Annotated in this window: 7 protein-coding genes; 1 reads left to right on the top strand and 6 read right to left on the bottom strand. The window is 62.8% G+C overall.

The window, feature by feature from the left end; all coding sequences use genetic code 11:
• Nucleotides 1–138: 138 nt before the first annotated feature.
• The 4 genes from AC6CHO_RS14225 to AC6CHO_RS14210 all read right to left on the bottom strand — a co-directional run bounded on the left by AC6CHO_RS14225 (nt 139) and on the right by AC6CHO_RS14210 (nt 5,902).
• Nucleotides 139–1,593, bottom strand: coding sequence for a nucleobase:cation symporter-2 family protein (locus tag AC6CHO_RS14225; RefSeq protein ID WP_498215875.1), 1,455 nt, complete (start codon nt 1,591–1,593; stop codon nt 139–141).
• A gap of 92 nt (nt 1,594–1,685) precedes the next feature.
• Entirely contained in the window at nt 1,686–4,007 is a 2,322-nt protein-coding gene (locus AC6CHO_RS14220; RefSeq protein WP_498215873.1) for an FdhF/YdeP family oxidoreductase, read from the bottom strand.
• A 57-nt stretch (nt 4,008–4,064) separates the two neighbouring features.
• A complete protein-coding gene (fdhD, locus tag AC6CHO_RS14215) occupies nt 4,065–4,895 on the bottom strand; it encodes a formate dehydrogenase accessory sulfurtransferase FdhD (protein ID WP_498215871.1) in 831 nt (276 codons plus the stop codon).
• Between the two features lie 227 nt (nt 4,896–5,122).
• Nucleotides 5,123–5,902 carry a VOC family protein gene (locus AC6CHO_RS14210; RefSeq protein WP_498215869.1) on the bottom strand — a complete coding sequence of 260 codons (780 nt, stop codon included), beginning with the start codon at nt 5,900–5,902 and terminating at the stop codon, nt 5,123–5,125.
• 191 nt (nt 5,903–6,093) lie between these two features.
• Between AC6CHO_RS14210 and AC6CHO_RS14205 the strand changes: the two genes are divergently transcribed.
• Nucleotides 6,094–7,641 (top strand): long-chain-fatty-acid--CoA ligase, encoded by a 1,548-nt coding sequence (locus tag AC6CHO_RS14205; RefSeq protein WP_498215867.1) that lies wholly within the window; start codon nt 6,094–6,096, stop codon nt 7,639–7,641.
• Here the strand turns inward: AC6CHO_RS14205 and AC6CHO_RS14200 are convergent.
• The gene (locus AC6CHO_RS14200) at nt 7,628–8,419 is read right to left on the bottom strand and encodes an enoyl-CoA hydratase/isomerase family protein (RefSeq protein ID WP_498215865.1); all 792 of its coding nucleotides are present in this window, start codon (nt 8,417–8,419) and stop codon (nt 7,628–7,630) included. The genes AC6CHO_RS14205 and AC6CHO_RS14200 overlap by 14 nt on opposite strands.
• Nucleotides 8,420–8,532: 113 nt before the next feature.
• Nucleotides 8,533–13,146, bottom strand: coding sequence for an alpha-L-arabinofuranosidase family protein (locus AC6CHO_RS14195; RefSeq protein ID WP_498215889.1), 4,614 nt, complete (start codon nt 13,144–13,146; stop codon nt 8,533–8,535).
• Between the last annotated feature and the right edge of the window lie 154 nt (nt 13,147–13,300).

Raw genomic sequence — 13,300 nt, 5'->3', positions numbered from 1 at the left:
TGGTTTGGTTGCAGGTGGATAACTTTTAAACACGGCAAAGTCACCAGTCAGTGATGGAATTTTCGGATTCAGGGCGGATAGGCCCGTACGGAATGGACGCGCAAGAGGTCGTGGTGTTCGAACGGTTGCAGCACGAATCTAGCCTGGGGGCATCGGCCGATCACCGGCCTGGCCGGGCTGCTCGGCGATGATTTGCACTTCCAGTCCCTGCTGGTCGTAGAGCTTGCCGTCCACGAGGTGATCGCCATCGGCCAGGCCGTCAAGCTGGTGCTTGTAGATGGAACGCTGCGAGGTTTCCTTCTTGCCCCAGTTCAACTCGTTGAAGATGATGTTCAGCAGCACCGCCATGATCGTCGCCGAGGAAATGCTCGACTGGAAAATCGTGCCCACCCAGGCAGGGAAGGCGGCATAGAAGTCGGGCTTGACCATCGGGATGCAGCCAAAGGCCAGCGAGGTCGCGATGATCAGCATGTTCATATTGTCCCCCTTGGCCTTGGCCAGGGTGCGGATGCCGGCGGCGGCGACCGAACCGAAGAGCACCACGCCGGCGCCGCCGAGCACCGGCTGCGGGATCGAGGCGATGACGCGGCCGAGCACCGGCAGCAGGCCCAGGACCACGAGGATGCCGCCACCGGCGGCGACCACAAAGCGGCTTTTGACCCCGGTGATCGCGACCAGTCCGACATTCTGCGCGAAGGCCGACTGGGTGAAGGTATTGAAGATCGGGCCGACCGCCGAGGAGAGCATGTCGGCGCGCAGGCCGTTGGCGATGCGGCGCGAATCCACCTTGGAGCCGGTGATTTCAGCGACCGCGAGCATGTCGGCTGTGGTCTCGGTGTAGGTCACCAGGATGACGATCATCATCGAGATGATGGCGCTGATTTCGAAAACCGGGGCGCCAAAGGCGAAGGGCGCCGGCACCGCGAAGATCTCGCCAGTGAGCACCTGCGAGAAGTCGGCCATGCCCATGAAAACGGCCACCAGGGTGCCCAGGGCGATGGAGAGCAGGATCGAGAGGCGCGAGAAGGCGGCCACCCCGGACTTGGACAAGGCCAGCAGGATCAGCAGGGTGATCGCGGCCAGGGCGATGTTTTTCATCGACCCGTAGCTATCGCCGGCGGCCGACCCGCCCATGGCCCAATCCGCGGTGACCGGGAAGAGCGAGACGCCGATGATGGTGATGACAACGCCGGTGACCACCGGCGGGAAGAAGCGCAGCAGCTTGGCGAAGAACGGGGCGATCAGGATGCCGATCGCGCCCGAAGCGAGCACCGCACCAAAAACCGCGGGCATCCCTCCGCCGCCATTGAGGATGGCGATCATGGTGGCCACACCGGAGAAGGACGTGCCCTGCACCAGTGGCAGCTGGGCGCCGAAGAACGGAATGCCCAGGGTCTGCAGGATCGTGGCCAGGCCGCCGATGAACAGGCAGCAGGCCACCAGCACGCCCATCTGCGCGGTGTCCATGCCGGCCGCCCCGCCCATGACCAGCGGCGGGGCGATAATTCCGCCGTACATGGTCAGCACGTGCTGGAAGCCGTAGGCCACCGTGCGGCCAGGGCTCAGGCGTTCGTCTTCGGGTCTTGCGCTCATGGGGAAAATCCTCTGCGGTGGACTGCAAATTGGCGCATCCGGCATTGTCGGGATGCGCCCCGCCGTCAATTCTCCCGCATGAGCCTGCCAGATCAGCTATCCAGCGTGCGCCCAGGTTGTTGGGTATGCTCCACGAAGCGCACCATCATCGCCTTGAAGCCCGGGGTGTTCGACTCGCGGGCCACCAGATCGCGGTGCACCAGCGCGTTCGCTTCCGGATAGTATGCGGCGACGCACCCCTTGGCCGTCGGGTAGGAGACCAGCCGGAAGCGGTTGGCTCGGCGTTCGGTGCCTGCGAAGGTGGAGATCACGTCAACCAGGTCGCGGTCCTTGAACCCGGTCTGCTCCAGGTCCTCCGGGTTGATCAGGATGACCCGGCGGCCGTCCTTGATGCCGCGGTAGCGGTCATCGAGCCCGTAGAAGGTGGTGTTGTACTGGTCGTGGCTGCGCATGGTCTGCAGGATCAGGTGGCCTTCGGGGGCTTTCAGCGCCTCGAATTCCGAAACAGTGAACCGGCCCTTGCCGATGTCGGTGGCGAAGGAGCGGGTGTCGCGCGGCGGGTTGGGCAGCACGAATCCGTTCTTTTCGCGCACCCGGGCGTTGAAGTTCTCGAAGCCGGGCAGCACGTTCTCGATGTGGTCGCGGATCACGTCGTAGTCCTCGGCCATGGCGCGCCAGTTGACCGGGTGGTCCTCGCCCAGGATCGCCTGGGCCATGCGGGCGACGATCACCGGTTCGGCCAGCAGGTGCTCGGAGACCGGGGTGAGCCGTCCGCGAGTGGACTTGATGACCGACATGGAGTCTTCCACCGAAAGGAACTGCGCCCCGCCCGGGTGCTTGTCGTCCTTGTCGGTGCGGCCCAGGGTGGGCAGGATCAGCGAGGTCTTGCCGTGCACCACATGCGAGCGGTTGGGCTTGGTGGAAATGTGCACGGTCAGCTTGGCCCGCTGCATGCCCGCTTCCAGCGCTTCGGTGTCCGAGTTGGCCAGCGCGAAGTTGCCGCCCATGGAGACGAACACGTCCACCTCGTCCTTTTCGAAGGCGTGCAGAGTTTCGGTGGAGTCGTAGCCATGGGCGCGCGGGGAGCTGATGCCGAATTCGGCGTCGATCGAGGCCAGCAGCTTCTCGGTGGGCTTCTCCCAGATGCCCATGGTGCGATCGCCCTGGACGTTGGAGTGGCCGCGCACCGGGCAGGCGCCGGCGCCGGGCTTGCCGAAGTTGCCCTGCATCAGCAGCAGGTTGATGATTTCCTTCAGCGTCGGCACCGAGTGCGGCTGCTGGGTCAACCCCAGCGCCCAGCAGATGATGGTGGCCTTGGACTTGATCAGCAGCTGCGCGATCTCGGTGATCTGCTCGCGGGTCAGGCCCGTGGCCTTTTCGGTGGCCTCCCAGTCCACGGTGGCGCGCGCTTCGCGGTAGGCGTCGAATCCGTCGGTCACCTGGGCGATGAACTCGTGGTCCACCACGCTGCCCGGGTTCTTCTTCTCCTCTTCGAGCAGCAGGTGGCCGAAGGCCTGGAACAGGGCCAGATCCCCGCCCACCTTGATCTGCAGGAAATCGCTGGCCACCGGTTCGGCCTTGCCCAGCATGCCGCCCACGGTCTGCGGATCCTTGAAGCCGAAGAAGCCGGCTTCGGGCAGCGGATTGATCGCGACCACGCGCGCGCCGCGCTTGCGCGCGTCGGCCAGCGCGGAGAGCATGCGCGGGTGGTTGGTTCCCGGGTTCTGGCCAACCACAAAGATCAGCTCGGTGTGCTCGAAGTCCTCCAGCGAGACGGTGCCCTTGCCGATGCCGATCGTCGGATTCAGCGCGGTGCCCGAGGATTCGTGGCACATGTTCGAGCAGTCCGGAAGGTTATTGGTGCCCAGCGAACGGGCGAGCAGCTGGTACATGAACGCGGTCTCGTTGGCCGTGCGCCCGGAAGTGTAGAACACGCAGCGATCGGCGGTGGTGGCGTTCACGTGCTCCGCGATGGTGGAAAAAGCCTCGGCCCAGCTGATCGGCTGGTAGTGGCTCTCGCCCTCGTGGACGATCATCGGGGTGGTGATGCGGCCCTGGGAGCCCAGCCAGTATTCGGTCTTGTCGCGCAGGTCCGCAATGGAGTGCTGGGCAAACCATTCGGGAGTGACGGTGCGGGCGCTGGCTTCCTCGGCGATGGCCTTGGCGCCGTTTTCGCAGAATTCGGCGGGCTTGCGCCGTTCGGTGATGGATTCGGGCCAGGCGCAGCCCGGGCAGTCGAAGCCGCCATGCTGGTTCACCCGCAGCATCGAGCGCAGGGTTCGCGATGCTCCAGCCTGGCTGAAGCCGCGCTCCATGGAGACCATGACCGCCTTGAGGCCCGCGGCGGCATGGGCAGGTTCGCTGACTTTCAGATCATCCTCGTTGATGTCTTTTTTAGGTGCCGAACGATGCATGAAACCCTCCTGGTGGTGACGCGAGCGGTGCTGATATCCAGCTCACATATTACAAGGCTACGCCTTATTGATCCGATGCGCATGTGTATAAATGTTCACGCTGTGCTTGCGCGAAAAAGCCGCCAGCGTCAGGCCCGTCTCATCGGCCAGATCCACGGCCAGGGAGGAAGGCGCGCTGACCGCGGTGAGCAGCGGAATTCCGGCCATCGCGGCCTTCTGCACCAGTTCGAAGGAGGCGCGGCCAGATACCTGCAGCACCGTATCCTTCAGCGGCAGCATCCCGGCGCGCAGCGCTGCGCCGATCACCTTGTCCACCGCATTATGCCGCCCCACGTCCTCGCGCAGGATCAGCAAATCGCCGGCGGTGGAAAACAGCCCCGCCGCGTGCACTCCCCCGGTGGAAGAAAACAGCTTCTGCGACTCGCGCAGCGTGTCAGGCAAATCCAGCAAGGTTTCCAGCTCGATCATCCCGGCCGAAGCATCCAGCTCGAACCCGGCCTTTTTGCGCACCTCGTCGATCGAGTTGGTGCCGCAGATCCCGCAGGCCGAACTGGTCACCACATTGCGCGCCTTCGCCGCATCCGGGGGCGTGGCTCCGGGGCCCAGCTGCACTTCGATGACGTTGAAGGTCTGGTTGCCTTCCTCATCGGTGCCCGCGCAGTAGCGCAGGGAAAGCAGCTGCTCGGAGGTCCGGATCACGCCCTCGCCCACGAGGAATCCGGCGACCATGTCGAAATCGTCGCCCGGGGTGCGCATCGAGGTGGTGTACGAGGTATGCCCGAAACGGATTTCCAGCGGTTCCTCGCCGGCCAGTTTCTCCTCGCGCGGGCGCCAGCCGCCCTCTCGCGTGGCGCGAATAACCCGGCGGCGAACGATCTTACGGCCCATCTTGGCTGCTCCTTGCGGTGCGTCTTTTTGCTCTGGCCAATACTCGCACACCACTGGCAAAAACGCAGTGTCCCATGTCCCTGAAGGCCGCAAATCAGCGCGGGTGCTCCAAGGGCTGGCCTCGACATTGCTGACACGTCGATCCCTTTCGAGCCAATGATGGCGCAGCCCCCATCGCAGCTCAACACGTGCATTTGCAAATAGCTTCGCATATGGCGGACGGGGCTTCAGCCCCGGTGCCGCGTCGGCTGGATGATCGAGAACTCGGCGCCGGTGGCATCATGCAGCACGGCCATGCGCCCGAAGAAGGAATCCTGCGGCTCCCGGATGACCGCGCCTCCCAGCGACTCGGCGAGCGCCACGCTTGCATCCGCGTCGTCGACCGCAAAATAGGTCCGCCATCCGGCGTGCGCTTCCGGGCCCTGGTCCGCAATGTCATAGATTCCGGCGAGCGCCTCCGACCCCTGTCCCAAGGTGCAATAGCGGAACTCGGGCGAATCGGAAACCGTGCTCAGCTCCCAGCCCAGGGCCTCGCGATAGAAGCGCGCCACCGCGTCGAAATGCTTGGTGTGCAGCTCGCTCCAGATGCGAGTGCCGTGGCGCCTCGCGGAGTGCAGGTCGCCGGCATCAAAAGCCTGGAACAGGCCAACGCCAATTCCCTCGGGGTCGCTGATCATCGCCAGCGTCCCCTGCTCGGGGATCTCCACCGGCTTGAGGTGGATCTTGCCGCCATGCAGTCGCGCGGCAAAGGCGGCAGCATGGACGTCGGCCACATTCAGATAGATGGACCAGACATCGGGCACACCTAAGTCCAGGTCGTTTTGCACCAGCCCGGAAACCAGCTGGTCATCGAGGTAGGCCGGCAGGTAGCCTTCAGCGCGGGCCTCGGGGCCATCGTCAAAGCGCCAGCCGAAGAGGCCCGAATAGAATTCGGCGGCACTGCCCAGATCGCTGGTAAGCAAATCCGCCCAGCAAGGTTCGGCCCGCGGTTCCCTGGCTCCTGGCATTGCTACCCCATTCCGCGCTCAGTCCAGCTCGATGGGCTGAGTCTATTCCGGTTCCCCGCAGATCAGCAACGGATTCCGGGCACAAATAGGGATTATTACGAAACCGGATGCCTTGATTTGAACCGCGGTTCCATTACGCTTGTTTGTGATGCAGGGCACACTCCTATCCCTACTGTGTCGAGGAGACCTCAATGAGCACTTCCAATCTCACCCTCTCGGTGGCGGCAATTCTCGCCGAGGGCGCCACCCGCTATTCCGGCTTGAACGCCATCACCATGAATGGGCAGAGCACCACCTACCGCGACCTCTGGGAAGAGGCCAAGGCCTACGCCGGCGCGCTGAAAGGGCAGGGCATATCCGAGGGTGACCGGGTCGCGGTGCTCATCCCCAATGTCACCGACTTCGCCCGGACCTACTACGCCATCCTGTCTCTGGGCGCCACCGTGGTGCCGATCCACGCGCTGCTCAAGGCCCGGGAAATCTCCTATGTGCTCGAAGACTCCGAAGCGAAGCTGCTGATCTGCGCCGCCGGGCTGCTGTCCGAAGGAGCAGCCGGGGCCAAGAACTCCGGGGTGCCGCTGCTGACCGTCATGGAACCGGATGCCAGCGCCGGCAACCGCCTGGAAGACCTCGCCGCTCAAGCCACCCCGATCACCACCTACCTGCCGCGCCGGGCCGAGGACATCGCCACGATCCTCTATACCTCGGGCACCACCGGCAAGCCGAAGGGCGCCCTGGGAACGCATCTGGCGCTGATCGAGCAAACCCACTCCACGCTGCTGAACACCATGGAGATCCGCCGGGGCGACAGGCTCTTTGGCGGGCTGCCGCTGTTCCACACCTTCGGCCAGACCTGCGTGCTGAACACCGGCCTGCGCATTGGCGCCGAGGTGATGCTGCTGCCCAAGTTCACCGCCGAAGCGGCCTTGGACCTGGTGCTGGATGCGGACATCGACGTGTTCTTCGGGGTCCCAACCATGTATGTGGCGCTGCTGGAGGCCGGTGCCCGACGCGAAGGCAAGCCGGAGAAGCTGCGCTATGCGATCTCCGGCGGGGCCTCGCTGCCGCTATCGGTGCTCAACGCCTTTGAGCAGCGCTTCGGCTCGCGGATCCACGAGGGCTACGGGCTGACCGAAACCTCGCCGGTGGCCTGCTTCAACCATGTGGGGCGCGAACCCCGCCCCGGCACCGTCGGCACCCCGGTGTGGGGAGTGGACGTGGAGATCGCCGATCCGGCCTATCCCGATGAAATCCGCCTGCTGCCGCGCGGGGAACTGGGCGAATTGGTAGTGCGCGGGCACAACCTCTTCTCCGGCTACCTCAACCGCCCCGACGCCACCGCGCAGGCCGTGGTGGATGGCTGGTTCCGCACCGGGGATCTGGGCACCAAGGACGAGGATGACTACCTGCGCATCCTTGATCGCACCAAGGACATGATCCTGCGCAATGGCTATAACGTGTATCCGCGCGAAATCGAGGAGGTGCTCACCAGCCACCCGGAGGTTTCCAATGCGGCGGTCTACGGGGTGCCGCATGAGAAGCATGGCCAGGAGATTGCCGCGTCGGTGACGCTCAAGGCTGGTTCTCCGCTGAGCCCCGAGCAGCTGGGTTCATGGGCCCAGGAGCAGATGGCCGCCTACAAGTACCCGCGGCATATCCAGATCGTCGACCAGTTCCCGCTCGGACCTTCGGGCAAGATCCTCAAGCGCGAACTGATCGCGCAGTTCAGGAACGGGTAGCTGGCCGGAAGTCGGGGGCGCGGTGAGCCGCAAAGGCCGCGCGCCCCTCGGCCAGGTCCTGGTTCTGCGCATTCTCTTCCCATACGGAGTCCCACCAGCCATCGCTTCCCTCGCCAGCGACCGCCAGCGCGATGGCTTCCTTGGTGCGCTCGATCGAGTAGGGCGAGTTGGCCTGCAGTTCTTCCAGCAGCTGCGCCAGCTGGGTTTCGAGTTCGGCCTGTGGCACCACCCGGGTGAACAGGTTCCAGCTGCCGATCTGCCCGGCCGGCAGCCGGGCACCGGAAAACAGCAGGTATTTGGCGCGGTGCTCCCCCACGGTGCGCACCAGCCGCTCAATGCCAGGGCGCGGGAAGAGCAGCCCGATCTTGGCCGGGGTGATCGCCAGGCGCACCTGGTCACTGGCCAGCTGGATGTCGCAGGCCGAGGCCAGTTGCCATCCTCCGCCATAGCAATTGCCTTCCACCACGGCGATGGTGATTTTGCCGCAGGCCAGGATGCTGCGGTCCACCAGATCGAAGTGGTTGATCAGCGCCCCCTGTTCGTCACAGTCGAAGAGCACCCGGTCCATCTGGTCGATGGCGATGCCCGAGCAGAAGCTGGAATCCGCTCCGCGCAAGACGATGGTGCGCACCGCGGGATCGGCCGCCAGGGTGGCGAAAGCGCCGACCAGTTGCAGGCACATGTCCTTGGTCAGCGCGTTATATTGTCCGGGATTATCCAGCAGGACGGTGGCGGTTGAATCCTCGATGCCCACCAGGACTTTCGCTTCGCGAGTCATTAATTCCTCCCTGCCCAGAACTGCAGTTTTATCGGCACAGGGTGAAAAGGCGCCTGCCCCGTACCAGCAATCTATCGCTGGTACGGGGCAGGCGCACGGACTTTGCAGGACTGTTACTTCACTGCCAGCCTCAGGAACGTGACCGAGTGGGCCGGAACCTCGTAGTCAAGGCCCTTGCTGCCGGCCTTGACTTTGAACTCCCTTGGCACCACATTGGTCGGATCCTCCTTGGTGTTCTGCGCTTCAGGGGCGGCTACAAGTTCAGTGGCCCTGGCCGTGGAACCGATCTTGACGCCATCCACCGAGATCTTCGTCTGCGATGCCATGGCGGTCGGGTTCACCAGCTTGACGATCAGCTCGTCGGTGGCCCTGTCCCGCGTCACCACCTGGTAGAGCGGCTTGGCGGCAGGCTCGGTGTACTGGAATTGGAACTCGCCGTCCAGATAGAGCTTGATGGTATTCCCATCGACCACGATCTTCACCTGGTAGTCCTTGCCGGTTTCCAAACTGATATCGGGACCAGCCGCAACCTCGCCTTGGCGTGCCGAATCGGCCCGTTCAAGCACCGATCGGGTGTTGCCCCAGCCTCCGAGGTTCCACCAGTAGAACTTGTCCGCGGCCCCGGCGGCAAAGCCGATCAGGAAGCCTTCCTTGCCAGCGTCCTTGCGGGCGGTCAGTTCAACCGTGTAGTTCTTCCAGTCCTTGACATAGGCTCCACTGACCAGGGTTCGGGCGTCTTCGATCCCGGTATCCGACTGCACATAGCGACCGTCCTGGATCTCCCAGTTGCCTCGTTGGGCTTCCCAGTTGGAATCGTCGGAGAAGTCGTCGCTGAACAGCTCCTGGCCGGAACTATTGTCGGTGACCAACACGTTGTCATATGCGGTTTTCGTCTGCCAGCTGCTCAGGAAAACACCCCCCGAAAGATCAGCCGCGGTGGAACTCTTGCCGCTGAGCTCGGAAGGCACCACCTGATCGCCCACGTTGTTCATCCACAGCTTCTGGTTGTAGTAGTTCGCTGAGCCCCACGACTGGTCGTTATCGAACCACATCATGTCCGGGGCCCATTGGACATAGTCCTCGTTGGCGAACATCGGTGCGTAGGAGGCAAGCTTGACCACATCCGAGTTGCGTTCAAGGCCGGTCATGTAGGCGGCTTCCGAGAGCGCATTGGCGAAGGTATTGCCCCGTGAGGCATACTCGCCAAGGAACACTTCCGGGCCGTTGCGGTCATAGGAGTCGTAGCGCTCGTCGTTGCCCAGGAACCACGACGGGTCGTTGTAATAGTGCTCATCGACCATATCCACGCCCTGGTCCTTGTTGAACTTCCACAGTTCGTCAAATCGGGTTCCAGTATCGTCCGGCCCGCTATTGGAAATGATCGTGATGTCGGGATATTCAGCGGCAATGGCGTCGCGGAATTTCGGGAAGTTCGCTTCAAAGGTCTTGGTGACTTCCTCGTTGCCCAAACCGATGTACTCCAAGTTGAATGGCTCGCTATGGCCAAGTTCCGCGCGCTTGGCTCCCCATGTGGTGTCGGTGCCTCCGTTGGCAAATTCGATCAGGTCCAAGGTGTCCTGCACCCAGCGGTCGATGCGTTCCTGATCAGTCATTTCAGGAATTTTAGAACCGCAGCCGTTGGCTCCAACCGAGACTACCGGCAGCGGAGTGGCCCCCAGGTCCTCGGCCCATTTCAGATATTCCAGGTAGCCAATGCCATAGGACTGGTTGTAGCCCCAGAAGTTCCAGTTGGTCGGACGTTCTTCCACTGCGCCAATGGTTTCCTTCCACTGGAATGTTCGCTGGCGGTCCTGGCCATCTGATTCCAAGTACGTGTCGAAGGTTCCGACGTTGGTCACGCAGCCGCCCGGGAAACGCAGGAAGCTTGGATTCAAGTCGGCCACTTTTTCTGCCAGATCCTTGCGCAGCACGGATTTTCCATTCACCGGGCCCACCCAGGTCTCCTGGGGGAACAGCGAAATCATATCCAGCTTCACCGATCCAGCCGCAGTAGCAGACAGTGCCAGCCGGCCAGCAGCTACAGTGTCCTTGGCCTTGATTGTGGCGGTGTACTTCTTCCATTGGTCGCTGCCGTCCACAGCGATGGTGGCGACGCCATAAACCTTGGAACCAGTGGCATCTGTGAGCTTGACATCGAGTTCTTTGGCTTCTGGCGAGCGTGCGAAGACGCTGAAGTCGTACTTTGCTCCCTTCTCCAGGGCAAGGCCCTCGTTGTAGGAGAGATTTCGTATTCCATCGCCCGGTGCTTGGGCCTCCAGCTCAAGATAGGCGCGATTGGAGTCGTTGAGCCACTGCTCGCGCTCGGAACTGACGTGGATGCCAGCTTTGCCTACCGTTTCCCATCCGGTCAACGCAGTGAAGTCCTTGTTGTCGGCGGCGCTGAACTCGAAGGAGCGGTTGCGCACCATTTCTGCGTAGAGCCCGCCGTCAGCAGCGTAGTTGATATCTTCGTAAAAGGCGCCGTACATCGTGTCGCTGATCTCATGCGCGGTGGCGTCGCCATCGATGGACAGCTGTTGCTGCCCCAACTGACCGGACCCGAGGGTGAAGCTCACGGCATCGGCCTTCGATCCCAGGCGCAAGGAACCATTCTTATGTCGCACTGCCCATGCTGCTTGGCCATCAGCTGCATCAGCCAGGCGCAGTTGGCTTTTTCCGCCACCTGCGTCAACCAGCCGCCAGGCAGTGCCAGCATCCTTGGTCAGTTGCAGTTTTCCCTTTTTCACGTCCATGTTGCCCGCCTGGGCTGACAGGACCAGTGGAGACTGACCATCGGGGCCTGGATCTGCAGCCTCGGCCGCAGTGAATCGCAGTGCCGTGCTGGGTCTGGTCTTGCTCAGCTCCAGCCGTTGCTTCTTGTCAGCCGCCAGGAAACCCAGCTTCTTGGCGGGCTCCAGGGTGAACGGACCATCCGGGACCAGGTCCGCTGGACCTGATTCGTTGAGCCAGAAGCTGTCGAAGGAGGCCGAATGGCCGGTGCCGTCTTGGGCGGCGAGCGCGTACAAGCCGACTTTGGTGGCATTCCAATCCACGCTGAAGGTTGCGGCCTTCGCCCAATTGCCTTCTGCATCGCCGTAGGAAACGGTGATTTCCTTGCCCTTGCGGTCTAAGCGCAACCACTCGGTGGTTGATTCGGGACGCGCGGTGAACTGGGAAGCATAGCTTCCCGCCGATTCGGCGGCGCTTTCAATTACAACTGGCCCGCCCGGAGCGCTGGAGACATGCGCCAGGCCCGCACGCACGTAGTTGTCGAAGTCTTTCCAAGCCAGGAGCCCCGCGCCTTGGAAATCCTTGGATACCGGAGCGGTGAGGTGGGTTGCCACCGAGAAGTCGCCCGCGGGGACATCGACCATGAACAGGTTCTTGGCGTCATTCGAATCCTGCCAGGTGTCCCCTCGCTGGGAGGTCAGGGTCAGCGCCGAGTCCTTCAGCTGCCATGCGCCTGCTTGCTCGTTGATGATGGAGAACCTGTCATCGAGTTCGGTCCCGTCGAATTCTTCGCGGAAAGTGCCTTCCGGAAGCTGCGGGTCAGGGCCAGGGACGACGGGTCCTGGCGGTTCTGGCTCCTCGCCGGGCGGGTAGGCGGCGATCAGTGCCTGCTGCTCTTGGGCGGTAATTGGCAGGACCGTTCCGTGACGCGGGCTGGTGGGCAGCTTCGCATCGGGAACACTGGTCCAGTCCCCTCCGGCCAGGTCATCGGTTTCGAACACCATGTAGCCATTGCCGCCATGGTATGAAGGCTGGTCGATCATCAGATACCAGCTGTCATCGGTCAGCGAGGGGAACATGGTCGGCCCCTCGCCCGAGGTGAATGTTCCGCCCCACGGGTTCGGCTGTCCTACGCCGATATGCTCCGTGATCATCTCCCATCCATCGCCTTCGCTCACCCCCTGGGTGCGCAGCAGCTCCGGGGAGGATTCCATGCGCACGCTCATGTCGCCCTCGTCTTTGGTCAGGCGGTAGTAGGTATCGCCCACCTCGGCGACGGTGGAGTCGATCATCCCGAGTCCCGGGCCTTGGCGTTCGTCGATCCACACCTTGGGTTCGGAGAAGTCGACGAAATCAGTGGTGGTCGAGTACATCATGCGCTGATAGGAGTCCGTGATATCGCGCTGGTCGGCGGGAACATCATCGGGATAGAGCGCCGAGGCCCAGTAGACGATGTACTGGGCGGTAGTCTCGTCCCAATGCGCCTCCGGAGCCCACAAATTGCCGGAGTTCTGCGGAGCCAGCTTGACTTCGCGCTGCTCCGACCAGTTGATCAGATCCGAGGACTCCCAGATCATCAGCGAATGGCTCCCGGTTTCCTGCGCGTCGCCGAAGCTGCCGCCGCCGTACATCTTCAAGTCCGTGGCCAGCAGATAGTACTTGGATCCGTCCTGGGAACGGATCAAGAAGGGGTCGCGCAGGCCCTTGGTTCCCAGTGTCGATTCCAAGACGGGTTCGCCATCATTGAGCGTGTACCAGCTGTTGGGATCATTGCCCTGCGAGACAGCCAGATGGATTTTCTCTCCGTCGTCGGTGCTTTCACCAGTGAAATACGGGAAGACGTAGGCCGCGTAATCAGCAGCTGATTCATCTGCATCTGAGGTGGCAAAAGGCAAGCTCGGCCTAGCCAGTTGTGGAACCGCGGCTAGAGCCGAGGCGGGGATTGACAGTGAAACGAGCAGCGCCAACGGCACGGCCCATCGTTTACGAGGATGCATCACTTACTTGAACCTCCATGAGGTAGTTCGACGTGCTAACGTCGTGATGACGAGGACGGGTTCTGGCAAAAGACACCGTTCTCGCGAAGGGATATTCGCCGCCGATCGGCGGCTGGATATGGTTCAGGGTTCGGCACGGTCGTGCCGAACCCTG

Source organism: Glutamicibacter sp. GQ173 (assembly GCF_059759215.1).
The sequence above is the reverse complement of the archived record's forward strand: the minus strand, read 5'-3'. Positions and strand labels throughout refer to the sequence as shown.

What these genes read in the sequence shown, in the direction of transcription:
- AC6CHO_RS14225 (WP_498215875.1), bottom strand. Translation starts at nt 1,593, where the DNA reads ATGAGCGCAAGACCCGAAGACGAACGCCTGAGCCCTGGCCGCACGGTG.
- AC6CHO_RS14220 (WP_498215873.1), bottom strand. Translation starts at nt 4,007, where the DNA reads ATGCATCGTTCGGCACCTAAAAAAGACATCAACGAGGATGATCTGAAA.
- fdhD (WP_498215871.1), bottom strand. Translation starts at nt 4,895, where the DNA reads ATGGGCCGTAAGATCGTTCGCCGCCGGGTTATTCGCGCCACGCGAGAG.
- AC6CHO_RS14210 (WP_498215869.1), bottom strand. Translation starts at nt 5,902, where the DNA reads ATGCCAGGAGCCAGGGAACCGCGGGCCGAACCTTGCTGGGCGGATTTG.
- AC6CHO_RS14205 (WP_498215867.1), top strand. Translation starts at nt 6,094, where the DNA reads ATGAGCACTTCCAATCTCACCCTCTCGGTGGCGGCAATTCTCGCCGAG.
- AC6CHO_RS14200 (WP_498215865.1), bottom strand. Translation starts at nt 8,419, where the DNA reads ATGACTCGCGAAGCGAAAGTCCTGGTGGGCATCGAGGATTCAACCGCC.
- AC6CHO_RS14195 (WP_498215889.1), bottom strand. Translation starts at nt 13,146, where the DNA reads ATGCATCCTCGTAAACGATGGGCCGTGCCGTTGGCGCTGCTCGTTTCA.